The sequence below is a fragment of the Frankia tisae genome (genome assembly GCF_025403405.1).
Classification (GTDB): domain Bacteria; phylum Actinomycetota; class Actinomycetes; order Frankiales; family Frankiaceae; genus Frankia; species Frankia tisai.
Map to the genome: position 1 here is coordinate 1 of NZ_JANEZT010000013.1, position 22,702 is coordinate 22,702.

The 22,702-nt window shown below is 71.1% G+C and carries 17 protein-coding genes and 1 pseudogene; 8 read left to right on the forward strand and 10 right to left on the reverse strand.

The window, feature by feature from the left end:
• Nucleotides 1-631, reverse strand: a 631-nt coding sequence (locus NBZ85_RS02425; RefSeq protein ID WP_261561446.1) for an MFS transporter, incomplete at its 3' end; no start/stop codon positions are given.
• A gap of 260 nt (nucleotides 632-891) precedes the next feature.
• Nucleotides 892-1,524 (reverse strand): TetR/AcrR family transcriptional regulator, encoded by a 633-nt coding sequence (locus NBZ85_RS02430; protein ID WP_308205003.1) that lies wholly within the window; start codon nucleotides 1,522-1,524, stop codon nucleotides 892-894.
• Here NBZ85_RS02430 and NBZ85_RS02435 point away from each other — a divergent pair.
• Nucleotides 1,508-1,576 (forward strand): annotated as a pseudogene (locus NBZ85_RS02435) (hypothetical protein); the annotation flags it as partial. The gene NBZ85_RS02430 and the pseudogene NBZ85_RS02435 sit on opposite strands and share 17 nt — an antisense overlap.
• Nucleotides 1,577-1,865: 289 nt before the next feature.
• Nucleotides 1,866-2,198 (forward strand): LLM class oxidoreductase, encoded by a 333-nt coding sequence (locus NBZ85_RS02440; RefSeq protein ID WP_261561461.1) that lies wholly within the window; start codon nucleotides 1,866-1,868, stop codon nucleotides 2,196-2,198.
• Nucleotide 2,199: 1 nt separating this feature from the next.
• On the opposite strand, the gene NBZ85_RS02445 is transcribed toward NBZ85_RS02440, so the two are convergent.
• The gene (locus tag NBZ85_RS02445; RefSeq protein ID WP_261557302.1) at nucleotides 2,200-2,601 is read right to left on the reverse strand and encodes a winged helix-turn-helix transcriptional regulator; all 402 of its coding nucleotides are present in this window, start codon (nucleotides 2,599-2,601) and stop codon (nucleotides 2,200-2,202) included.
• 212 nt (nucleotides 2,602-2,813) lie between these two features.
• On the opposite strand from NBZ85_RS02445, the gene NBZ85_RS02450 reads away from it, so the two are divergent.
• The 3 genes from NBZ85_RS02450 (at nucleotide 2,814) to NBZ85_RS02460 (ending at nucleotide 5,755) form a co-directional block, all read left to right on the forward strand.
• A complete protein-coding gene (locus NBZ85_RS02450) occupies nucleotides 2,814-3,443 on the forward strand; it encodes an LUD domain-containing protein (RefSeq protein WP_261557304.1) in 630 nt (209 codons plus the stop codon).
• Between the two features lie 222 nt (nucleotides 3,444-3,665).
• Nucleotides 3,666-4,598 carry an LLM class flavin-dependent oxidoreductase gene (locus tag NBZ85_RS02455; protein ID WP_261557305.1) on the forward strand — a complete coding sequence of 311 codons (933 nt, stop codon included), beginning with the start codon at nucleotides 3,666-3,668 and terminating at the stop codon, nucleotides 4,596-4,598.
• Nucleotides 4,595-5,755 carry a GntG family PLP-dependent aldolase gene (locus NBZ85_RS02460; protein ID WP_261557306.1) on the forward strand — a complete coding sequence of 387 codons (1,161 nt, stop codon included), beginning with the start codon at nucleotides 4,595-4,597 and terminating at the stop codon, nucleotides 5,753-5,755. Before NBZ85_RS02455 ends, NBZ85_RS02460 begins: the two co-directional genes overlap by 4 nt.
• Before the next feature lie 117 nt (nucleotides 5,756-5,872).
• Here NBZ85_RS02460 and NBZ85_RS02465 read toward each other — a convergent pair whose 3' ends face one another.
• On the reverse strand, nucleotides 5,873-6,664 hold the full coding sequence (locus NBZ85_RS02465) for a VOC family protein (protein ID WP_261557307.1): 792 nt from the start codon (nucleotides 6,662-6,664) through the stop codon (nucleotides 5,873-5,875).
• Between the two features lie 303 nt (nucleotides 6,665-6,967).
• A complete protein-coding gene (locus NBZ85_RS02470) occupies nucleotides 6,968-8,170 on the reverse strand; it encodes a CaiB/BaiF CoA transferase family protein (protein WP_261557308.1) in 1,203 nt (400 codons plus the stop codon).
• Between the two features lie 179 nt (nucleotides 8,171-8,349).
• Between NBZ85_RS02470 and NBZ85_RS02475 the strand changes: the two genes are divergently transcribed.
• Nucleotides 8,350-10,236 (forward strand): AMP-binding protein, encoded by a 1,887-nt coding sequence (locus NBZ85_RS02475; RefSeq protein ID WP_261561447.1) that lies wholly within the window; start codon nucleotides 8,350-8,352, stop codon nucleotides 10,234-10,236.
• A 48-nt stretch (nucleotides 10,237-10,284) separates the two neighbouring features.
• Here NBZ85_RS02475 and gad read toward each other — a convergent pair whose 3' ends face one another.
• Nucleotides 10,285-11,688, reverse strand: a complete 1,404-nt coding sequence (gene gad, locus NBZ85_RS02480) for a glutamate decarboxylase (RefSeq protein ID WP_261554208.1) — start codon at nucleotides 11,686-11,688, stop codon at nucleotides 10,285-10,287.
• Nucleotides 11,689-11,760: 72 nt separating this feature from the next.
• Nucleotides 11,761-13,899 carry an nSTAND1 domain-containing NTPase gene (locus tag NBZ85_RS02485; RefSeq protein WP_264761131.1) on the reverse strand — a complete coding sequence of 713 codons (2,139 nt, stop codon included), beginning with the start codon at nucleotides 13,897-13,899 and terminating at the stop codon, nucleotides 11,761-11,763.
• A gap of 929 nt (nucleotides 13,900-14,828) precedes the next feature.
• Between NBZ85_RS02485 and fxsT the strand changes: the two genes are divergently transcribed.
• Nucleotides 14,829-17,381, forward strand: a complete 2,553-nt coding sequence (gene fxsT / locus NBZ85_RS02490) for an FxSxx-COOH system tetratricopeptide repeat protein (protein WP_261561449.1) — start codon at nucleotides 14,829-14,831, stop codon at nucleotides 17,379-17,381.
• Between the two features lie 5 nt (nucleotides 17,382-17,386).
• Here the strand turns inward: fxsT and NBZ85_RS02495 are convergent, their stop codons facing one another.
• The 3 genes from NBZ85_RS02495 to NBZ85_RS33935 form a co-directional block, all read right to left on the reverse strand.
• On the reverse strand, nucleotides 17,387-19,162 hold the full coding sequence (locus NBZ85_RS02495) for an HEXXH motif domain-containing protein (RefSeq protein ID WP_261561450.1): 1,776 nt from the start codon (nucleotides 19,160-19,162) through the stop codon (nucleotides 17,387-17,389).
• Between the two features lie 80 nt (nucleotides 19,163-19,242).
• Nucleotides 19,243-20,481 (reverse strand): FxsB family cyclophane-forming radical SAM/SPASM peptide maturase, encoded by a 1,239-nt coding sequence (locus NBZ85_RS02500; RefSeq protein WP_261561451.1) that lies wholly within the window; start codon nucleotides 20,479-20,481, stop codon nucleotides 19,243-19,245.
• 11 nt (nucleotides 20,482-20,492) lie between these two features.
• Nucleotides 20,493-20,648 (reverse strand): FxSxx-COOH-like cyclophane-containing RiPP peptide, encoded by a 156-nt coding sequence (locus tag NBZ85_RS33935; RefSeq protein ID WP_498041227.1) that lies wholly within the window; start codon nucleotides 20,646-20,648, stop codon nucleotides 20,493-20,495.
• A gap of 587 nt (nucleotides 20,649-21,235) precedes the next feature.
• Between NBZ85_RS33935 and NBZ85_RS02505 the strand changes: the two genes are divergently transcribed.
• Nucleotides 21,236-22,693, forward strand: a complete 1,458-nt coding sequence (locus NBZ85_RS02505; protein WP_261561452.1) for a TIR-like protein FxsC — start codon at nucleotides 21,236-21,238, stop codon at nucleotides 22,691-22,693.
• Nucleotides 22,694-22,702 lie beyond the last annotated feature (9 nt).

Genomic DNA, 22,702 nt, shown 5'->3' on the forward strand with positions numbered 1-22,702 from the left:
GCTCCCGCCCCTCTACCAGCGGCAGGACGAGCAGGGTCGCGGCCGCACTCACGAGCGCGGCGCCGGCCAGGTCCAGCCGTGCCCGCGGGCCGCGCGACTCCGGCAGGACGCGTCGGGCGGCCGGCAGGGCGAGCAGGCCGACCGGCACGTTGATGAGGAACACGGCCCGCCAGCCCGCGCCGGCGAGGTCCGCCTCGATGAGCGCACCGCCGATGAGCTGGCCGAGGACCCCGGCGATCCCCATCGCGAACCCGTAGGCCGCGAACGCGGGCCCCCGGCGTTGCCCGGCGTAGAGGGTGCCGAGGATCGCCAGCACCTGTGGGGTGAGCAGCGCGCCGGCGGCGCCCTGCAGGAACCGGGCGACCACGAGCACCTCGGCGCTCGGGGCGAGGCCGCAGGCCGCTGACGTGAGGGTGAACAGCGCCAGCCCCGCCAGGAACATTCGGCGCCGGCCGTAGAGGTCACCCAACCGCCCCCAGGTGATCATCCCCACCGCGAAGGTGAGCCCGTAGCCGGCGACGACGAGCGACAGCGTCGCCGACCCGGCGTCCAGGTCCGTCTCGATCGACGGCAGCGCGACGTTGACGATGAAGAAGTCGAGAAAGGTGACGAACGTGCCGGCGAGCACCACGACCAGTGGCAGCCAGCCGGCCGGCCGGCCGGCCGCGCACCGTCGGTCCGCGGCAGAGCTTGCGTAGACGATCTCACGGATCTCCCAGAGCAGCCGGCATCCTCACGGCGCCGCCGCCGCCCCGCAAGCGGCCGGCCGGTTGATGCCGAGAACGGATCGGATCGGCGGCGGCGAGGGAACATCCCCGCCGCGCCCGATCCTCCGGTGACCCGCACATCCCGTCGATTACGCGCGAGGTAATGCCGCGGGGCCTCGGGTGCCTACCGCCCTGCGTCGAACTGCGCCGCGTCGGACTGCACGGGGCGGGGAGCCAACCCCTCGACGGTCAGGTGCAGCAGGCGGTCGGGGGTGAGGCTGCCGGGCAGAGCGGCGGAGGTCTGCTCATGGGCCCAGGACAGCCCGCTGACCAGGCTGAACAGCTCGAGGACGGTGACGTCAGGCCGGATCTGCCCGGCCTGCTGGGCAGCGCGGAGCAGACCGCCACCGGCGGTGCGCATCGCCTCGCAGGCGGCGTGCAGCTCGCTGGTGGGGTCGAGCAGGGTCTGCATGAGGGCCGCGGTGAGCCCGCGGTAGGTGCCGTTGAACGCGACGAGTTCGCGCAGCCAGGCGAGCAGTGCGGGCCCGGCGGGCCGGGCGGCCGCCACCTCGCCCGCGGAGGCGGCCAGGTGTTGGAACTCCTCGTGCAGCACGGCCTCCAGCAGTGCCGCCCGGGCCGGGAAGTGCCGGTAGAGGGTGCCCGTCCCCACGCCGGCCCGGCGGGCGATGTCCTCCAGGAAGGCGCCGGTGCCGTGCTCGGCGAAGGCGACGCGGGCCTCGGCCAGCAGCCGGGAGGCGTTCGCCCAGCACAGCCTGATCCTCGCCGCCACCGAGCGGATCATCGTCGGGACGGGCATCGCGAACGTGTCCGTCCGCGAACCGGCCGCCATGCACACCGGTGCCGCCACCCTCGCCGAGGCGTACCCGGACCGGTTCGTGCTCGGGCTCGGCGGGCAGAGCGGGCCCCGCCCGCTGACCGCGCTCGGCGACTACCTGCAGGCGGTGGACGACGTCGCGGCCTGGCTCCTGCCGGCGCCGCGCTACCCGCGAGTGCTCGCCGCCCTGGGACCGCGCGCCCACCGGCTGGCCCGCGACCATGCCGACGGGGTGCACCCCTTCCTGCAGCCAGTGGCGCACACCGCCGCGGCCCGCGCCGCCGTCGGCCCGGACCGGCTCGTCATCCCCACACCAGGCCGTGATGCTCGACGCCGACCCGGCGACCGCGCGCGGGCGGCTGCGCGGCATCTTCGGCGCCGGAGCGGGGAGCGCGGACTCCCCGTACGTCCGGAACTACCGGCGCCTCGGCTACGACGACGCGGACGTATCCAACGGGCACAGCGACCGGCTGATCGACGACATCCTCGCCTGGGGAGACGAGGCTGCCGTGGCGGCGCGGCTGGCCGCCCACCTGGCGGCCGGTGCCGGCCACGTACTCGTGCACCCGTTCGCCGCCGACCTGCCGGCAGCCGTCGACCTGCCGGCAGCCGTCGACCAGCTCGAACGGCTGGCCCCGCTGCTGACCGACTCCTAGATCAACGCTCATCGTACTGCTGGCGCGCGTCGTCGATCTGGTCCATGTGCTCCAGGGCCCAGCTCATCAGCGCCCAGGCCGTGTCGAGCAACGTCCGGCCCAGCTCGGTCAGCTCGTAGTCGACCCGCGGCGGGACGACCGGATGCACGGTCCGGCGGACCAGGCCGTCGCGTTCGAGCCCGCGCAGGGTCGCGGTGAGCATGCGTTGGCTGATGCCCGGCACGGCCCGCCGCAGCTCGGTGAACCGCTGGCTGCCCCGGCCGAGCTCGCTGACCACCGCCAGCGTCCACTTGTCGCCGACTCGGTCGAGGATCTCGCGGACCCGGCACGTCGCGTCGTCGCGGACCGCCAGGACCGCCGCCGCCCGCGTGTCGGCCTGCCCGCCGCCGCCCGGTCCATCCACGCGCCCGCTCCGGCCGGCCGCATCACCACTCGGGCCGCCAACATCGCCATTCGGGCCGCTCCTGCCCCCGTCGGCGTCGGCGGGGCTTGCGGACATGGTTACCTCCACATCACCGAGGCAGAAAAAAGTGCCGTCTTCCGGCGTACTCGATGGTTCCGCAGAATCGGTCCAGTTACCAGCAGGAACCATCGACCCGCATCGGAGTAACCGTCATGACCACGCTGGCACCCCCTCTCGACGAGGCGTTCGCAATCCCGGCCGACGCGGCGCGGCTCGACCGGACGGCCGTGAACCTGCGCGAGCGCGGCTACCTCGTCCACCTCGTGGACACCGCCGAGCAGGCCCGCGGACTCGTCCGGGAGCTGCTCCCCCGGAACGAGGAGATCTTCACCGCCGCCAGCGAGACGCTGCGCCTGTCCGGCATCGCGGCCGACATCGACGAGTCCGGCGAGTTCCGGTCCGTGCGGCGTGACGCCCCGTCGCCCGGGGCCGACGTGGTCGCTCAGATTCGGCTCGGGGCCCTGCCCGACGTGGTCGTCGGCAGCGTGCACGCGGTCACCGAGGACGGCCAGCTCGTCATCGGCTCGGCCAGCGGCAGCCAGCTCGCGCCGTACGCCTCGGGCGCCCGCCGGGCGATCTGGGTGGTCGGCGCGCAGAAGGTGGTGCCGGACCTGGCGACCGGAATCCGCCGCGTCCACGCCTACAGCCTGCCCAGGGAGTGGCAGCGGTTGCAGGATCTCTACGGGCAGAGCTCGTTCATCGGCAAGATCCTCATCGTGGAGCGGGAAGCCCTCCCGGATCGCGCCACCATCGTCCTGGTCCGCGAGGCGCTGGGCTTCTGACCCGCGTCGCCCGACGTACGCGACGGTAGGGAAGCGGCGTGAGATTCCTGGCCAGCACGCTGGCGGCACGCGATATCGGCGCCGCCGCCGCGGCAGCGACGGCGGCTGTGACAACGACGGCGGCCGCGACACCTGTGACGGCGACGGCGCGGTCATCTCCCGGCGGAGCACGACCGGGAGCGGCTGCGGGCTCTGGTCGACCTCGCGACCTGGGCCGAGGGCGTGGGTTACGACGCGTTCGGCGTCGGCGAGCGGCACAACCCCGCGTTCCTGTCGTCCGCCCCCGCCGTGCTGCTCGCCCACATCGCCGCCCGGACCAGCCGCATTCGCCTGGTTACCACCGTCGCCGTGTTCTCGCTGGCCGATCCGGTCCGCGCCGCCGAGGAGTACGCCACGCTCGACCATCTCAGTGACGGGCGCCTCGATCTGATCATCGGCAAGGGCAACGATCCGGTCTCACCGGGCATGTCCGGCGTCGACGCCACCGAGCTCTGGGATCGGTTGGCGGAGAACTACGAGCTGTTCCGCCGGCTGTGGTGGGAGGAGAACGTGACCTGGACGGGCCGCTTCCGCCCGCCGCTGCGGGGGGCGACCACCCGGCCGCGGCCGTTGCAGCAGCCGGCGCCGCGGGTCTGGCACGGCTCGGCGTCCAGCGAGCGGTCCACCGACCTCGCCGCCCGCTGGGGCGACCCGTTGTACGCAGAACCACTTCCCGTTCGACTCGCTGGAGGACTTCATCGACAACGGCTCGGCCCTCGTCGGCACCGCCGACCAGATCACCGACAAGCTGCTCGACCTGCATCGACGCTTCGGCAACCAGGTCCTCGGCGTCGGCGTGGAGGGCTTCTTCCTCACCGACCCCGCCACCACCCGCGCCCACCTGGAACGCTTCTTCACCGAGGTTGCCCCCACCCTGCGCGCCGAGCTCCCCTCTGCTGTCTGGGCCGCCGACCCCCCGGGCAGTCACGACCGCGGCATCACTCGACCCGCTCAGTGACCAGCGGCCACGGCCTGCCAGTCGGCATCGCCCTGGGCGGCGGCAAGGTCCTCGATGGTCGCGGCGATCCGGCCGCGCTTCCTTGCCAGATGTGGGTCACTGAGGTAATTGGGCCGGCCGGCGCGGCGGGGATGAGCCACTACCATCGCCAGCCATGACCATCGACGCTTCCCGTGACGGCACCCCCACGGACGACGCGGCGGCGACCGGCGCCCAGATCGCCACGCCGGCCTCGCGGTCGACACATCGACCGGCCGTCGGGCCGGCCGGGCCGGTCGACCTGCGTAGCGACACGGTGACCCGCCCGACCGCGGCGATGCGCCGGGCGATGGCGGCGGCGGAGGTCGGCGACGACCACTACGGCGAGGACCCGTCGGTGCGGGCCCTGGAGGAGTACGCCGCGGACCTGCTCGGCCATGAGGAGGCCGTGTTCGTCCCGAGCGGGACCATGGGCAACTTCATCGCCCTGCGCGCCAGCGCGGCGGTCGGCACCGAGATCATCGCCGACACCGAGGCCCACATCGTGACCTACGAGATGGGCGGCCTGGCCGCACTCGGCGGGATTCAGACCCGGACGATCCCCGGGCTCGCGGACACCGCGGAGCTGGCGGACGTCGCCGCGGCGATCCGCTCGCACAGCATCGGCGGCAACTACAACATGGTCCGCACCAGCGTGCTGGCCGTGGAGAACACCGCCGCCCGGGCCGGCGGCCGGGTCTGGTCACCGGCCCGGCTGGACCAGTTCCGCGACCTCGCCACCACCGCCGGGATCGCGCTGCACTGCGACGGCGCCCGGCTGTGGAACGCGGCCGTCGCCGGCGCCGTCGAACCGCGCCGGCTCGCGGAACCGTTCACGACCCTGTCGGTCTGCCTGTCCAAGGGGCTCGGCGCACCGGTCGGATCGCTGGTGATCTGCGGCGCCGGACGGGTCGGCGAGGTTCGGGACTGGCGCCGGCGGCTCGGCGGGGCGATGCGCCAGTCCGGGGTGCTGGCCGCGGCGGGCCTGCACGCGCTGCACCACCACGTCGAACGCCTCGTCGAGGATCACCGGCGGGCGGCCGAGCTCGCCGCACTGCTCGCCGACGCCGCGCCCGGCCGCGTCGACCCCAAGCAGGTCGAGACCAACATGGTGCTCGTCGAGGTCGCCGACACCGGGCGGTTCACCCGCCGCGCCGCCGAGCAGGGCGTGCTGGTCGGCGCGGTCGGCCCGACCACCCTGCGGCTCGTCACCCACCTCGACGTCGACGACGCGGGCATCCACCACGCCGGATCGGTCCTCGCCGGCCTGCTGCGCGCCGAGCCGGCCGCCGCCTGAACCGACCGGCCCTGGGACATCGAACCCGGGAAACCCACCTCGCGGTGGGCCCAGCTCGCACCGGGTGCACCTCGCGGCGGGCATCAGCTCACGGCAGGGCTCAGATCACGGCAGGGTTCAGCTCGTGGCGGGGGTGGAGACGTTCGGCCCGAGCAGCTTGAACACGGCTCCGGTGGGGTCGGCGGCCGCGGCGAGGCGACCGTACGGGGTGTCCTCGGCCGGCAGGACGACCGAGCCACCGAGCGCGGCGACCCGCTCCAGCGTCGCGTCCGTGTCCGCCGTGGCGAAGTACACCGACCAGTGCGCCGGCACGCCGTCCGGCAGGAAGCCGCTCGCGTCCATGATCCCGGCGTGGGCGGCGTCGGCCTCCCCGTAGGTCGAGTAGCGGAACTCCGGGGTGTCGCTGGCGACGTGGACGTCCCAGCCGAAGACATCGCGGTAGAAGGGGACCGCGGCGTTGTAGTCCCGGGTGAGCAGCTCGAACCAGGCCGGCGCGCCCGGCTCGGCGGCGACGCCGAACCCGCTGTGCAGGCCGGGCTGCCACAGGCCGACGGCCGCGCCGCTCGGGTCGGTCACCACGGCCATGACGCCGAGGTCGGCCACGGCCATCGGCCCGACGATCACCCCGCCCCCGTGCTCGGTCGCGGCGACGACGGTCTTCTCCGCGTCGGGCGTGGCCAGGTAGACCGACCAGCCGTCGGGCGCGTCCATCCCCGGCCGCTTGGGCATCAGGCCGCCGACGCGGACACCGTCCTTCGTGAGGTTGGTGTAGCCGCCGAACTCGGGGGCGGACTCCTCCGCCCCCCAGCCGAACAGCTCGCCGTAGAACGCCTTGGCCCCGTCAGCGTCGGAGGTCATCAGATCGACCCAGCAGGGGGCGCCGGCCGGGATGTTGTCTCGCGTGGGCATGGTGACTCCTTCGAGTGCTGCGAACCCGAGTGCTGCGAACCGTGCCACCACCCTGGACCCCGCCACCGACAGTTTTTCCTCGTCGACTGTCAGGACACCGCCCGGAGGCCACGACGCCGAACACGACTCGGACTCGCGACGAGACCGCCGACCCGGGCGGCGCCGATCGCACGGAACGCCCGTGACCAGGGCATACCCATGCCCGGATCGCCGCATCCCGGCCTGGGCCGCGCGGCGCCGGCACCAGGTGGCGGCCGTCGAGCAGGATTCGGCGCTCAAGGCCTGTCGCTCAGGGCCTGTCGCTCAGGGTTCGGCGATGACCTTGTCGTCGAGCAGGCGGAGGATCTCCGCCTCGCCATAGCCGAGCTCGGTGAGGACCTCGCGGGAGTGCTGGCCCAGGGCCGGTCCCGCACGGCGGGCCGACGGCAGCTCGTCGTCGAACTGCACCGGAGCGGCCGCGAGGCGGACGTCGGGATGCTCGGGATGCGCCATGAGATAGCCGTTCTCGACGACCGCAGGGTCGGCGACGACCTCCGTCGGGGTCGCGAAGAACGAGAAGATGCAGCCCTGGGCGCGCAGCTTCGCGTCCACCTCGGCGTGGTCGAGGGTGGTGATGACCGCGTTGATCCGCTCGTAGATCACCGGCCAGCCGGCCTTGCGCGAGGCCGGGTCGGGGAAACGGGCGATGAGATCGTCCAGGCCGAGGGCCCGGCAGGCCTGCTCCCAGTAGCGAGCCTCATCGATCATCATCAGGGACACCCACCGGCCGTCGACCGTCCGGTACTGGCGGATGAGCGGCGACAGCCGCTCCTCGGCCGCCATCGGCATCTGCTCGCCGGCCAGGGTGGTGTACGCCAGATCGGGTCCGAGCGTCCACGCCGCCGAGCCCAGCAGCGAGGTGTCGACCACGATGCCCTTGCCGGTCCGCCCCACGTGCACGAGCCCGGCGCAGATTCCACCGGCCAGGAACATCCCGCTGGGACCGTCGCCGAGTGCAGGACGCTGCTGGGTCAGGCGCGGCGCGTCCGCGGCGGTCAGGACGTGGGCCACGCCGCCGCGCGCCCAGTACGAGACACCGTCGAAACCGCCGGCCTCCGCGTCGGGCCCGCGCTGCCCCTGGCCGTGGCCGCGGGCGTACACGATGCTCGGGTTGAGGGCGAAGATGTCGGACGGTTCCGTGCGCAGCTTTCGGCGGACGCGGGGAAGCTGGTTGGTGATGTACACCTCGGCCCAGCGCACGAGCTTCTCGAAGATCTCGCGGCCCGCGGGCTGCTCGACGTCTAAGGCGATGCCGCGCTTGTTGCGGTTGAACAGCTCGAACTGGAAGTCGTAGCCGTCCTTCGTGGCCACCAGGCCACCGGCGATGATCCTGCGCATGGCGTCGCCGGCCAGCCGCTCGATCTTGACCACGTCGGCGCCGAAGTCGCCCAGCGCCGCGGCGGCCGACGGCACGAAGCCGTGCTCGGAGAAGTCGAGGACTCTGACGCCCTCCAACGGTCTGGTCATGACTGCTCTCCCCACGTCGATTCGCTTTGGCGCGAAAACGTAACACCACGAGCCGGGCCGAAGTCGTGGTCGACGGCGGAAGGCCAGGCCACGCCGACACGCCCGGTGGTGCCGCGCGACGGCGATCAGGAGTGCCGGAATTCGCTCCGGTGGTCGCCGGGGGCGGGAGGATGACGGCCATGGGCGCATACCAGCGGGAGTACGAACGGGCGGCGAACGATCCCGAGAAGTTCTGGGCGGCCGCCGCGCAGACGCTCGACTGGACTCGGCCGCCGAGGCGGATACTCGACGTGAGCGCCGAGCCGACGGTCACCCACTGGTTCCCCGACGCCGAGCTCAACACCTGCGCCAACGCCCTCGACCGGCACGTCGCCGCGGGCCGGGGCGGCGAGCTCGCGCTGATCTACGACTCGCCGGTCACCGGGACCGTCCGCCGCTTCACCTTCGCCGAGCTGACCGACGAGGTGGCTCGGGCCGCCGGGGCGCTGGCCGCCCTCGGGGTGGGCCGCGGCGACCGGGTCATCATCTACCTGCCGATGATCCCCGCGGCGGTGGTGAGCATGCTCGCCTGCGCCCGTCTCGGCGCGGTGCACTCCGTGGTGTTCGGTGGGTTCGCCGCCGCCGAGCTCGCCGCCCGGATGGACGACGCCCAGGCGTTGGTCGTCGTCAGCGCGTCCTGCGGGATCGAGCCGGCGCGGCTGGTGCCGTACAAGCCGATCCTCGACGAGGCGATCACGCTGGCCGCCCATGCTCCCACCGCAACCCTCATCGTCCAGCGCGACCAGCAGCGCTGCTCGATGATCACCGGCCGCGACCACGACTGGGACGCGGCGCTGGCTGCGGCCGCCCCGCTGCCGCCGGTGCCGGTCGCCGCCACCGACCCGCTCTACATCCTCTACACGTCCGGCACCACCGGCCGGCCGAAGGGGATCGTGCGCGACAACGGCGGGCACGCCGTCGCCCTGGCCTGGTCGATGGGCAACGTCTTCGGGATCCGGGCGGGGGACGTCATGTGGGCGGCCTCCGACGTGGGCTGGGCGGTCGGGCACTCGTACGCGGTCTACGCCCTGCTGCTCGCCGGCGCGGCGACCGTGCTCTACGAGGGCAAACCGGTGGGCACGCCGGACGCCGGCGCCTTCTGGCGGGTGGTCGCCGAGCATGGGGTGAACGTGCTGTTCACCGCGCCGACCGCGATCCGGGCGATCAAGAAGGAAGACCCGGCGGGCGCCCTGCTGCGCGGGCATGACCGCTCGTCGCTGCGGGCGCTGTTCCTGGCCGGCGAACGGCTCGATCCGGCCACCTACGACTGGGCCGTCGCCACCCTGGGCATCCCGGTGATCGACAACTACTGGCAGACGGAGACGGGCTGGCCCATCTGTGCAAATCCGATCGGCCTGGAACCGCTCCCCACCCGCGCGGGCTCCCCCACCGTGCCGATGCCGGGCTACCACGTGCGGGTGCTGGACCCGGCGGGCCAGCCCGTCCCCGCCGGCACGGAGGGTGCGATCTGCCTGCGCCTGCCGCTGCCGCCGGGCACCCTGCCGACCCTGTGGGAGGACGACGACCGGTTCGTCGCGTCCTACCTGTCCGCCTTCGACGGGTACTACCTGACCGGCGACGGCGGCTACCTCGACGATGACGGGTACCTGTTCGTGCTGGGCCGCACCGACGACGTGATCAACGTGGCCGGGCACCGGCTGTCCACCGGGTCGATGGAGGCCGTTCTCGCCGCGCACCCGGCCGTGGCCGAGTGCGCCGTCGTCGGCGTCGCGGACGCGTTGAAGGGCCAGGTGCCGCGCGGGCTGGTGGTGGTGAAGACCGGAGTCGAGATCGGGCCGGACACGCTCGCCGCGGAGCTGGTCGCCCGGGTCCGCGCGGAGATCGGGCCGGTGGCGGCGTTCCAGCGGGTCGACGTGGTGGCGGCCCTGCCCAAGACCCGCTCCGGCAAGATCCTGCGCCGGACGATGCGCGAGATCGCCGACGGCCGCTCCCCCGCCGTTCCCCCGACCATCGAGGACGCCACCGTCCTCGACGCCCTGCGCCCCGTCCTCACCGCCACCCCCTGACCACCCACCAGCGGCGACTCCCGCTTGTCAGTAGCGCGAGCCGCGCGGTCAGTGATGGAAGGACGCCTCGCCGTCCGGTGAGGGCGGCGGGAAGGGCCGTCCGGCGCCGGTCAACCTGTCCACGGCTCGGCGCAGATCGACGATGAGCATCCCGGCGAGATCGCGGCTGAACTCATGCCGCACGACGACCCGCAGCACGGCGAGCTCCGTCAGATCCGCCGGGAACCGGTAGGCGGGCACCAGCCAGCCGCGGGTGCGCAGCAGCTCGGAGACGTCGAAGACGGTGTAGTCGGTGATCTCGTCGCGCAGCCGGAACGCGAAGGCGGGGATACCGCTGCCGTCCGACACCAGCTCGAACGGACCGATCCGGGCCACCTCGTCGGCGAGCCACCGGGCGTTGTCCCGGCACGCCTGGGCCACTCGCCGGTAGCCGGAGAAGCCCAGCTGAAGCAGCGTGTAGTACTGCGCGACGACCTGCGCCCCGGGGCGGGAGAAGTTCAGTGCGAACGTCGGCATCTTCCCGCCGAGGTAGTCCACCTCGAACACCAGTTCCGCCGGCAGGTGCTCGCGGTTGCGCCACAGCACCCAGCCGACCCCCGGATAGACCAGCCCGTACTTGTGCCCGGAGGTGTTGATCGACACCACCCGGTCGAGCTGGAAGTCCCAGACCAGCTCGGGGTCGCAGAACGGGGCGATGAACCCGCCCGACGCGGCGTCGACGTGCACCGCCACGTCCGGCCCACCCATCGCGGCCAGCCGGTCGAGCGCGCCGGCGATCTCGGCGACCGGCTCGTAGCTGCCGTCGAACGTCGAGCCGAGGATCGCCACGACGCCGATCGTGTTCTCGTCGCAGCGGGCGACGGCCTCCTCGGCGGTCAGGTGGGTGCGGCCCGGCGCCATCGGCACGAGCCGGGGCTCGACATCCCAGTAACGGGCGAACTTGTCCCAGCAGACCTGCACGTTGATGCCCATGACAATGTTGGGCTGGTCGGCTGGCGCGCCCGCCGCGCGCCGGCGGGCCCGCCAGCGGCGCAGCAGCGCCAGCCCGGCGAGCATGCACGCCTCGGACGAGCCGGTGGTCGAGCAGCCGACGGCATGCTCGGCGTCCGGGGCGTGCCACAGGTCGGCGAGCATGTTGACGCAGCGTTCCTCCAGCGCGGCCGTCTGCGGGTACTCATCCTTATCGATCATGTTTTTGGGGGTGCACTCGGCCATCAGCCGGTCGGCCTGCGGATCCATCCAGGTCGTGACGAAGGTGGCCAGATTCAGCCGGGCGTTGCCGTCGAGCATCAGCTCGTCGTGCACGATCTGGTATGCGGTCTCCGGCGAGATCGACTCCCGCGGGAGCCGGTACCTCGGCACGGTCGTGTCCTCCCCCGGTCGAACCAGCTGCGGCCGCACCTCGACCGTCTGCTCCGCCCGCTGCCCCTTCGCCTGCCCATGCAGCGCCATTCGGTGCCACCTCCCGTCCCAGTCACCGTCGACGTCGCCCGCCGACGCCGGGCCGCTGCGCGACCCGCCCGATCAGGCCATGGCCCCCGGGCCGCGCAGCATCCGCCGGACCTGTTCCCGCTGATGAGGCAGCAGCGCGGGCCCGTGTGCCTGCAACGCCCGCCGGAGCAGGTCGTCGGCGCGGGAGTCGTCGCCAATCGCGCGCAGCACGCCGCCTGCGCACCACAGGACCGGGCCGCTGTCCGGGGCGTCGTCGAGGACGGCTGTCGCCTCGGCGGATGCGGCAGCCGAACGTCCCAGCCGCGCCAGCGCGAGCGCCCGGGCGGCGCGGGTCTCGGTGGCCCGGTCGGTATCCGGAGCGCTGCGGCGGATCGCCTGCTCGAGGTCGTCGAGGGCGGCGACGTCGTCGCCCAGTTCGAGCATCAGCCGGCCGCGTTCGATCCGGGCCGTCATCGACTCCGGCGCGATGGTCAGCACCGTCGAGAAGATTGCGGCGGCCGCCCAGCGCTGGCCCGAGTACCACAGCGCGCGGGCAAGGTCGATCTGCACGCCGAGGTCAGCGGGCAGGCGCACCGTGGCGGCCTGTAGGTCCTCGACCGCGCCGCCGAGCCGACCGAGCCGCAGCAGCAGCCGTCCCGTCGCGGCCAGCGCCCGGCCGGACGCCTCGGTGTCCGGCAGTGACTCGCCGAGTTGCGCGGCCTCGCGGTAGCGCCGTTCCGCCTGTTCGACCCGCCCCTGCGCTTGGTCGAGCTCGGCCCGCAGCATCAGCGCCTGCACCATGGTGCGCGGCTCGTCGGCGCTGCGCCGCAGGGCCTCGTCGACCTGGTCGCATGCGGCCGCGAGGTCCCCATCCCCCTGGCTGATCAGGGCCGCCTGCAGGTAATCCGCCGCCGCGATGTCCGCGGCGGACGCCCCGGCCAGCGCCCAGTCCGGCACCGCCGCCTGCAGCGGTGGGATGAGCCGGTCATCGAAGAGCTCGAACCGCCGCGCGCCCGAACGCCACTCGCCGGCAAGGACGTACCGCTCGGCCAGCGCGGCCAGCAACCGGTTGGGCATCCCGGCGGTCGTCGCGATGCCCTCGTCGACTGTCGCCCGCCGCCCGCGCTCGGTGATGAACGTCCGGGTCAGCCAGCGGCGCACGACCGCGTCGTCGAGGCCGTGCCGCCGAGACTCGGCCACGATGACCCGGGTCAGGTACGCCCCCAAAACGGCGTCCGACACTCCTCCCCGGGCCAGCGAGGCAGGGACGACGGACGCGGCGGATCCGGTCTCGTCCCGCCAGAGCGCCGCGGCCACGAGCTGCAGGTAGGCCGGCTGAACCCGGTCGGCCACCAGGACTGCCGGCGTCCCTGCGGCGTCGACGACCCGACTGGTCCGCAGATCGTCCACGCAGGCCGCTGCGGCATCCGGCGGCAACACGCGGCCCGCGCGCCGCATCGGCTCGGCCATGGCCGCGATCGCCGCGCGCCGCTCCAGCGGCTCGACGGCGACCCAGGTGATGCCGCCGTCGCTGGCCAGGGTGTTCTCGTACCGGGCGAGCGCCGCCCGGAAACTCTGCCGGATCACCAGGAGCAGCCGCAGGTTGGGCAGCGCCGCGGCCGCCTCCGCCAGCATCGTCACGAACTGCTCGCGGAACACCTCGAGATGCGGCGTGCGCGGGGCGAAGAACTCCTCGAACTGATCAACCGCGGCCAGGATCGGCCGATTCGGGTCGAAGGACTCCCCTGGTCTCCCGGTGTCGGCGCCGCTCAGGCCGCCGCTGTCCCGCCCGCTGCTACCTCGGCCGGCCTCGCCGTCCAGAGCTGGGCCCCGGACCGGGCTCGGTGACCAGTCGCCGAGATGGTGCCGGAGTTCGACGGGCAGCGTTCCCGTGCCCCCCGGACCAGACCAGGTCCGCAGCACCGCCTCGGCATAGGGGTTGCCACCTTGACCGGCCGAAGCGGGACCTCTGCCGGTTCCCCCCGGTGCCGACGAGATCCGCCCCACCGGCAGCACGTCGGCGACTTCCGGAGAAAGATGTGGAAGCACTCCTGCCCGAAGCAGCGAACTCTTTCCTGCTCCGATTGGTCCGTACACGACAACAAGGCGGTTCTCAAGCCATTGGGCCAGGAGGGTGTGGGCAACGGCCACCCGCCCGAAGAACTGCGCCGAGTCAACCTCCACAAAAGACCGAAGGCCGGGAAACGGCGGGTCGCCTGGAACGACCGCCATCACACGCCTCGTATGCTACAGCGCCGGGACGGCGGAACCTCGTGCACCTGGGTGGATGGATCAGGCCCCGAGGATTCGGCCGACACCACGGAACGCCACCCCTCGTGGCCGGTACCGCCCGACAGCGGGCGAACGGGCCGCACGACGACCGCGCGCCGGAAAACCGCATTTACGCTGACAGCTGCGACCGTTTCAGTAGCCAATGTAGTAGAGCCCCTCGTTGCCAACCTCGTGACGTCACTAAATTCTATCGGACGCCGGATCGGCGGTGGTGGACAGTCGCCCGGCGGACCACCTGGACCATATTGTCGGCGGCCAGGAATGGGCTCCCCTGCCGACCCTGGCTACTCGGAGTCCGGTGCCGGCGGCCCGAGGGGCGTCGAGCCCAGCTCCTGTGGGCGTGTCGGGTGGCAGCGCGATTCGAGGCAGTGCACCCTGTGCGGCGAAGCCGGGCTGGCCTCGATCCCGCCACCCTGAGTCCACTCTCGCGCCGAGAGGGGGCCGAGGGGGGCCGGCCGACGCGCTCCCGGCATCGGGCGGCGCACCACAATCCCACCCGGCGATCCGTGCCCGCCCACCCGAGGCCGCCATCTACACATCGTTCGAACTTCGCTGGCTGGATCATCCGGCTCGCAAGCCCTCGTTCCGGCACGTTCACCCCCTTCGGGCCGTTCCGACCTGGGCGTTCTTGCACCGCTTCGCCGCGCATAGCCCGGCATCATGGCTAACATCCGTTAAACCCCATATGATACGTATGGGGGGTCGTCGCAGAGCGACACGCGACGCGACTGCCGGAGGGGATGGCAACCGCCCCCACGCGAAGAGTAAGATCCAGCCGTTGGTAGTATGGAGCATTTTTCATCGGCGAGGTGTCGCGCCAAAGCAAGCTGTTTCGCATCGGACAACGCGGGGGCAAAGTGGATTCGTCGGTGGTGAGGTCAGTTCCGATACAGGACACCGGCCGGCGGGTCCCGACCGTATGGGGGAACGTCCCGCAAAGGAACAAGAACTTCACCGGCCGAGAAGGGCTGCTCACCGAGCTACGTGCCCAGATCACCTCGGACACGCGAGACATCACCGCGGTGCTGCCGCATGCTTTGCAGGGGCTCGGCGGCGTGGGTAAGACTCATCTGGCGATCGAGTACGCCCACCGATTTCAGACCGACTACGACCTCGTATGGTGGGTCCCCGCAGACCAGCCCTCGCTAGTCCGGTCGACTCTTGCCGCGCTGGCCCCACGGTTGGGACTGGCCGACGCCGCCCCACTGCGGGTCGACGACGCCGTCGCCCTGGTCCTGGACGCGCTGCGCCGCGGGGAGCCGTACCGCCGCTGGCTACTGATCTTCGACAATGCCGAGCAGCCGGAGCTGATCCGTCCCAGCATCCCGCAGGGTCCGGGGCACATCATCGTGACCTCGCGCAACCGTAGCTGGCTGAGCCATGTCGACACGATCGAGGTCAACGTCTTCGACCGCAGAGAGAGCCTGGAGTTCCTCCGCCGTCGAGTTCCGGCGATCTCGGCGCCCGACGCCGACGAGCTGGCCGAGGCCCTCGGCGACCTGCCGCTCGCTCTGGAGCAGGCGGGCGCGCTGCAGTCCGAGACCGGCATGGGCGCCCAGGAGTATCTGGAGTTGTTGCGCAACGCCGGCGGCAGGCTGCTCGCCGAGAACTCGGCCGCCGACTACTCCAGGCCGGTCGCCGCGGCGTGGAGCCTGTCGGTGAACCGCCTGCAGGAACAGGCCCCGTTCGCGCTGGAACTGCTCCGCCGCTGTGCGTTCTTCGGCCCGGAGCCGATCTCGATGGAAATGCTCGACCGCGGCAAGTACATCCTGAAATCCGAGTTCGGCATCGCCATGCAGGACCGGCTGCTGGTCAGCCGCGCGATCCGGGAACTCGGCCGCTACGCCCTCGCCCGCATCGACACCAACAACCGGACGCTACAGGTCCACCGGCTCGTCCAGAAGCTCATCCGCGACGACCTGCCCGCCGAGGATCAGCGGCGCGTGCGCGACGAGGTGCACCAGCTGCTCGTCGGGGCTGACCCGGGCGACGCGGACGACGAGGAGAACTGGGCTCAGTTCGGTCGGCTGCTGCCGCACATCGTGCCCTCCGAGGTGCACCAGGCCCAGGATCCGCCGTCACGCCAGCTGATCGAACACATCGTCAGGTACCTCTACCAGACCGGTGACTTCACCACCGGCCTCGTCGAGGCGGACCGGGCGCTGGCCAGCTGGATCGCCGATTCCGGCGACAACGACCCCGATGTCCTCGTGCTGCGGGGCATCAAGGCGGACATCCTCTGGGCGCTCGGCCGATACCGCGAGGCCTATGACCTACGGCGTCCCACCCTCGAGGCCATTATCGAGGTGCTCGGCGCCGATCACGAGGAGACGCTGATCATCCTCAACGGCCACGGCGCGGACCTACGTGCCCGCGGCGAATTCGACGCCGCGCGCGAGCTTGACGAAAACTCCCTTGCCCGTCACCGGACGGTGTTCGGCGAGGAGACCCGGGCCACCCAGAACGCCGCCAACAACCTCGCCGTCGACTACAGCCTCACCAGCGCCTACGCGCGTGCGCTTGCCGCCGACGAGCGCAACCTCGCCGAGCGGCGTGCCCTCCACGGCCGCGATGACGCCCAGTGGGTGGTACACGCGATGGCCGCGCTGGCTCGCGACCTCCGACAGGCCGGACAGTACCTGGAGGGCAGGAAGCTGGCAGAGCAGGCGTACCTGATCTATCGCGACATGGTTCAGCGCCGCGTACTGCCAGTCGAGCATCCCCACGTGCTTCTGCAGTTCAAGGAACTCTCGGTGGCGCGCCGCAAGGCCGGTGACTTCACCGCCGCACTGGAGCTGGCGCAAGAGGTGCACAGCCGGTACACCAACAGCCGGCAGTACGGCTCGGAGCACCCGGACACCCTCGCCGCCGGGATCAACCTCGGCAACGCGCAGCGGGTGGCCGGCGATCCGGAGGAGGCCACCATCCGGATCGAGAAGACGGTCCGCCGGTACCGTGACGTGCTCGGCCCCGACCATCCGTACACCTACGGCTGCGCGCTGAACCTCGCCCTCGTCCACCGCCAGCTCGGGCAGGTCGAGGAAGCCGAGAGCCTCCTGATCGCGTCACTCGCCGGCCTGGAGACGAGGCTGGGCGCCGACCATCACTACACCCTGACCTGTCTGGCGAACCTGGCGACGGCACGCTCAGCCCTGGGACGCCCGGACGAGGCCCTGAAAATGGGTGAGGCGGCGCTGGCCCGGTTCCGTGAACTGATCGGGCCGGACCATCCGCACACGCTGGTCTGCGCGACCAATGTGGCGCTGGACCTTGGTGCCGTCGGCCGGGTGGAGGAGGGCCGGACGCTCACCGAGGACACGATGCGCCGCTACCGGCGGGTCCTCGGCGAGAACCATCCGGACGTGCAGGCCGGCCTGCGCGGCGAGCGGCTCGACTTCGACTTCGAGCCGCCACCGCTATAGCTCCGCTACAGCTCCGTTGTCCCCGTTGTTGTCCCAGCGGGGACCGGTTCGGGCAGCCAGGACGTCAGGGCGTCCGGGTCGATACGCTTCCCGGTCAGCTCCTCGATGCCTCGGTGCACCGCGCGGACCAGCTCCGGGTGAGCGATGAGTATCCGGCTGCCGCCCGGGTCGGTCTCCCGCCGGCATAGGGCGAGACCGGCCCAGGCTCCGAGGCGGTCCGGATCGCCGGCGATCTCCTGCTTGTACGCGGCCGCGGCCAAGTGGACGTCCCCGAAGGCATGGGCGCGATCGGCGAGCGAAAACTCCTGTTCGAGCACACCGGGAACGCCCTCCCGTGCCGCGGCGAAGACCTTCGGCTCGTTCAGCCGGAGATGCACCAAATCCAGCCGGGCGCTGTGAACCAGACCGCGGCTGCCGGGCCGGACACCGGCGTCCACCCGCATCCCGGCCGGAGCCTGACGGCCCTTCGCCCAGGCTTCGGCGAGGGCCGCCACCTGGTCGGCGGCGGGTTCCAGGTTGCACAGCCGCCAGGTCGTCCAGGTGTCGAGGCTGATCTGGCGGGCCAGCCGCCGCGGCTCGGCCGGGACCGCAGCCTGACGATGCCGCCCAATCACCGTCCGCATGCCGTCGATGAAACGCAGCCCGAGCGGGGTGAGGGCACCGGAGAGCCGGATCGTCACGAGAACCCGCCACACCTCCTCCCGCCACCGGGCGAACTCGAAATGCGCATAATCCGGTTCGGAGAGCACTCGACGTTGGAAATTCCAGAAGTCGACGAGGCCGAGATAGGCATACGCGCCCTGCAGCAGACCGGGCAGGGGACGCGGATCGGCACGCCAGGGCGCGTAGAACAGCCGACCCTCGACCGATTCGAACAGGGTGACGAGGTCGAGCAGCGCCGACAGCTTGTTGTGCTGGAACTCGTGGATCAGCGCGGCCGCACACGACAGGCCGTCCTTCGGCAGCGTCATCGCCACCGCGCCGAACGCCTCGCCGGCGGAGGCGCTGAGCTCGGTCGCCTCGCTCGTCACCCGCAGCGGAAAGATCGTCGTGAGCCCGGCAGCGAGCGCCTCGGCGGCCGGCGGGTCGTGTCGTCGCAGGATCCGCCAGCCCTCGTCGATCCGCTGCTGCCACAGCTCCACCGCGTCCGGCTCGACCTCGGCCGTCATCGGGAGATCGAGCCAGCGGCGGGCGGGATCGTGGAAATCCAACCGCAGGTCAATCCGCCCGCCGTCGGCCTCACTGCCAAGCACGGGCACCGGTTCCCAGCCAGCATCGGCGCCACCGGGCCCGCTTCGACCCGGCTGCGCCGGCCGCTGCCAGTCGATCCGGACCGGTCGACCATCGGCCGGATCGGCGCTGCGGATCGTCAGCATGCGGCCGGCGGTTCGCGCCCGGGCCCAACCGGTCAGCTCGCCTCGGTAGCGGCCCAGCGTGGGCAGAACCAGCTCGCTGCCGCTGATCAGCAAAGTGACCTCAGCGTCCAGCCCGGTGCGCAGGGCCGCCACGACGGCGAGGGTCCCGAGACCGGCCAGATCGTCCTCGATCGGCGTCGGCGAGGTGACGGTACCGTGTAGTCGCCGCAGGCAGTGCATCGCCCACAGCCCGAAACCCGGGGAGAGTAGCAGCTCGCCAACCTCGTCGGCGGCGATCCGCTGGGCTGCGACCAGCACTTTGAAGCTGGCGTCGAGGCCGCTCTTTGCGACGGCGTCCGGTTTCAGGTGGGCCGCATCGTCCAGGAACGCTCGCAGGACCAGCAGCCGCTTGCTGAGTTGCGTCACCCGAAGCTGGCGGACAAGCTTCGCTCCAGACCACCCGGCCGCCAGTTCATCGAAGTCGGAAGTGGCCAGCCGATGAAATTTCACGCTTGTCCCAGGCGGCGTCGGACGGGTTCCAGATCGGCATGGATCCGGTCCCCGATGTGCACGATCAGCTTGAACAGGTCCGCACAGTACACCGAGCGGTTACGGAAACCGCTGCCCGGCCGGTACCGGTGTGGATAGTAGCCGCCGCCGCAGACCCGGTGGATCGAGCAGCGGGCGCATTCCTCGCCGAGGGCCTCGACCCCGATCTGCCGGGCGACGATGCCTGGATGACCGAGCGCGGCGTCGAAATCGTCCCGTTCTACGTGCAGTCCGGTCAACGCCGCCCCATGGTAGGCGGACTTCAACGCGTCGACCTGCTCGATCGACCCGTCCGTCTCCACCACGATCACCGTCGACGGGGTCAGACCGACAGTCTCGACCCGACTACGTCCACCGAGGAGAAGTGCGATGATCTCGTCGAACAGGCGGAGGCTCGTCTCGTGTTCCGGGGCCGTATACCAGCGCTCGAACAGGGCGATGAGCCAATCCGCGTACGGAGCAAGCGTCTCGTCCTCCACCCGGCCGGCCGGCCGGACCAGCCAGTTTCCGTGCGGCAGCAGGAAGTCGACCCCGGGCGGACGCCAGGCGAGCAGGCTTTCGTAGACTTCCACCGGATCGCTGTCCAGGTCAATGACGCAGAGCAGACCGGCGAAGGCGGCACGGAACCGTTCGGACGTCAGTCGCTCGAGCCCGACGTGCGTGCCCGCTAGGCTGCTGGCCCCGTCGCGGCGCACCCGCCGCCGATTGTGATGCTCGGCTCCCCCGTCGATGCTGACCCCCACGCCGATGCCGTGGCGCAGGCACAGCTCGAGCATCCGCTCGTCGAGGAGCACGGCGTTGGTCTGAATACTGAAGGCGATTCGGGTGTGCGGTGGCGCGGCCTCCCGGAACACCGTGACCAAATCGTCAAGCATGCCGGCACCGGCCAACAGTGGCTCGCCGCCGTGGAGGACGATCTCTATCGCGGCCAGCCCGTGCCGATGGACGTGATCCGCCACCCGCCCGGCCGTCGCGGCGACGGTACGGCGACTCATCACGGTGGGCTGGCTGCGCCACCCTTGATCAGCTTGATGATAGACATAACAGTAAGTACACGAAAGGTTGCAGCGACTGTGAATCTTGAGAACGACCTGCCGGAAAGGCTCCGGGCGCCGGCCCGACCAACTACGCTGCTCGCCTGTTAGAAAGCCGTACGGCCACTCGGGCCGCCGCGTCTCAGCGCGAATGTTCTGCACCTCGCTCCCGCCTACGGAGCCGAGAGGCTGGAATTGAAACCCGCGCTCGACGTGAAGCCGGCATGCGCAGCTGGCTGCTGTGTGGCCTCCCAGCCGAGCCGCTGCACGGCTCGGCGCAGCGCGGGGTTATCCACCGCCTCGATCGCGCCAAGCGGCCACCCGCTCATGTCGGGTAGGCGTGTCTCAATGCCTGTCAGCCACCTGTCCACCAGCAACCTCCTAGACCCGCCCCGATCATCCAATCTAGCCTGGGTCGGCGCCGGGCGCCCCTAAAGTGAACCATGGCGCTCCGCCCACCGTAGATAGTCGGTCTGGGGGGACAGCCAACGCCTGAGATCCGGAGCCCGCACGTCCGCGGTCCTCGGAAACCGTACTTAGCCGGTTTCTGAACCAGCAGCGCACGTCAACTCCGCGCCCGTGCGACGCTCTCCACCGGATGACCACGCTGCGCCGATCTGGCCGCAAACCAGCCTGCCGCATACGGCAGGACCACGACGTAGACTCTGTTCTCACTCAGCGATACCTGGTGCGGGAGGGGCCGACGGGGACGCCGAACCCGGCGTCGTCGCACGAGAATCGAGGGGACCAGTGGAGTCGGGGGAGATCATCTGGGGATCGTCGAGTCGTCAACGGACGCAACACGGGGCAGAGCCCGAAAACACCGATAGCCGACTGCCAGCAAGTCGCACCGCCATCCATCCAACTCAAATGATCATGCGGGTGTACGTACCCCCGGCCGCGTCCTGACCCGATGATGACGCCGCCCCCGTACTTCTTTCTCAGCTACGCTCGGGCGGACAACACGGACGGCCCCTATCTCGAAACGTTCTTCACCGATCTACGACACGAGGTACGCACCCGGGGCGGCCATCCCAGCCTGGACGAGGTCGGTTTCCTCGACACCGCAAGTATCCAGCCGGGCGAGGCATGGTCGGATGAGCTGGCGAACGCCCTCGGGCGATGCCGGACCTTCGTGGCTATCTGTTCGCGCAGCTTCTTCACCAGCGAGTACTGCGGCCGAGAGTGGCAGGTCTTCACCGACCGGCTCCGCGAGCGGGCACTGGCGGGAGCAGTGCGCCCGCCGGCGCTACTCCCCGTGATCTGGACACCGTTACGTCCACCGCCGACGATCCTCGCCCACTTACAGTACAATCACGATGATCTAGGGAGGTGCTACGCCCAGAACGGCCTGCGATATCTCCTGCAGCTGAAGCGGAACCACGACGAGTACCAGGAGTTCCTGGTGGCGCTGGCCGAGCGGATCGTACATCTGGCCGAGAACTCCCCGCTGCCGCCCATGGCTCAAGCCCCTGACTTCCACGCGGTGCGAAACGCGTTCGGGCCGACGGCGCCCCCCGACCCGCCAGAACCGCCTGCTCCGCCGACTTCCCCAGCTCCGCGGACTCCGCCGGCTCCCCCGGTACCGCCATCGGTTTCGCCGGCCCAGACGGCCGCCCCGCCGGACGGGGGTGTCGCCCGGAACATCCATCGGATAGCAGGTCCTGCGGCCCAGCCGCAGCCCGGACCCGACTTCTGGCTCGGCAGGTCCCGTGAACCGCAGGCGGCGCCCCAGACCCCCGGGGCGGAGGAAGCCACAATGGCAGATTCCGAGGGCGGCGGCCCCAAGCGGGTGACCTTCGTGTTCGCAGTCACCTCGGCTCGGGCGATATCGGCACTGCGTCAGCAGCTGGATTACTATGGCAGCGATTTCGACGACTGGACGCCCTACCATCCGAACTTCCGGCAGCGGGTGTGCATCTCAGCGCAGGCCGTGGCGGCGAGCCAGGAGATGTCGTCCAGCGTCGTACCACTGCATGCCGGGATCAGCGAGCTGCTCGAGAGATCAAGAGAACGCAACGAGGTCGTCATCTTCATCATTGACGTGTGGACGGCAACGCTGGAGCCGTTCCGTACCGCACTCATCGAGTACGACCGACGCAACGAGCCCACCACGGGTGTATTGGTTCCCTGGAACCCGGATGATGTCGAGACGGCCGAGAACGCCACCGAGCTGAGAGCCGCCCTGGCCGAGGCGCTGAGCAACAACATGCTCCGCCGGGACAATCTTATGGATGTCAGCTCATATGATGAGTTTGGACCGACTCTCATCCAACTTCTCACCGACCTGCAGGCCCGGATCTTCTCCTCCCGCCCGTCGTTCCGAACCCGTAACACCCAGTCCCGCCGTCGACCCTTCCTTCAGGGACCCTAGGGGATATCG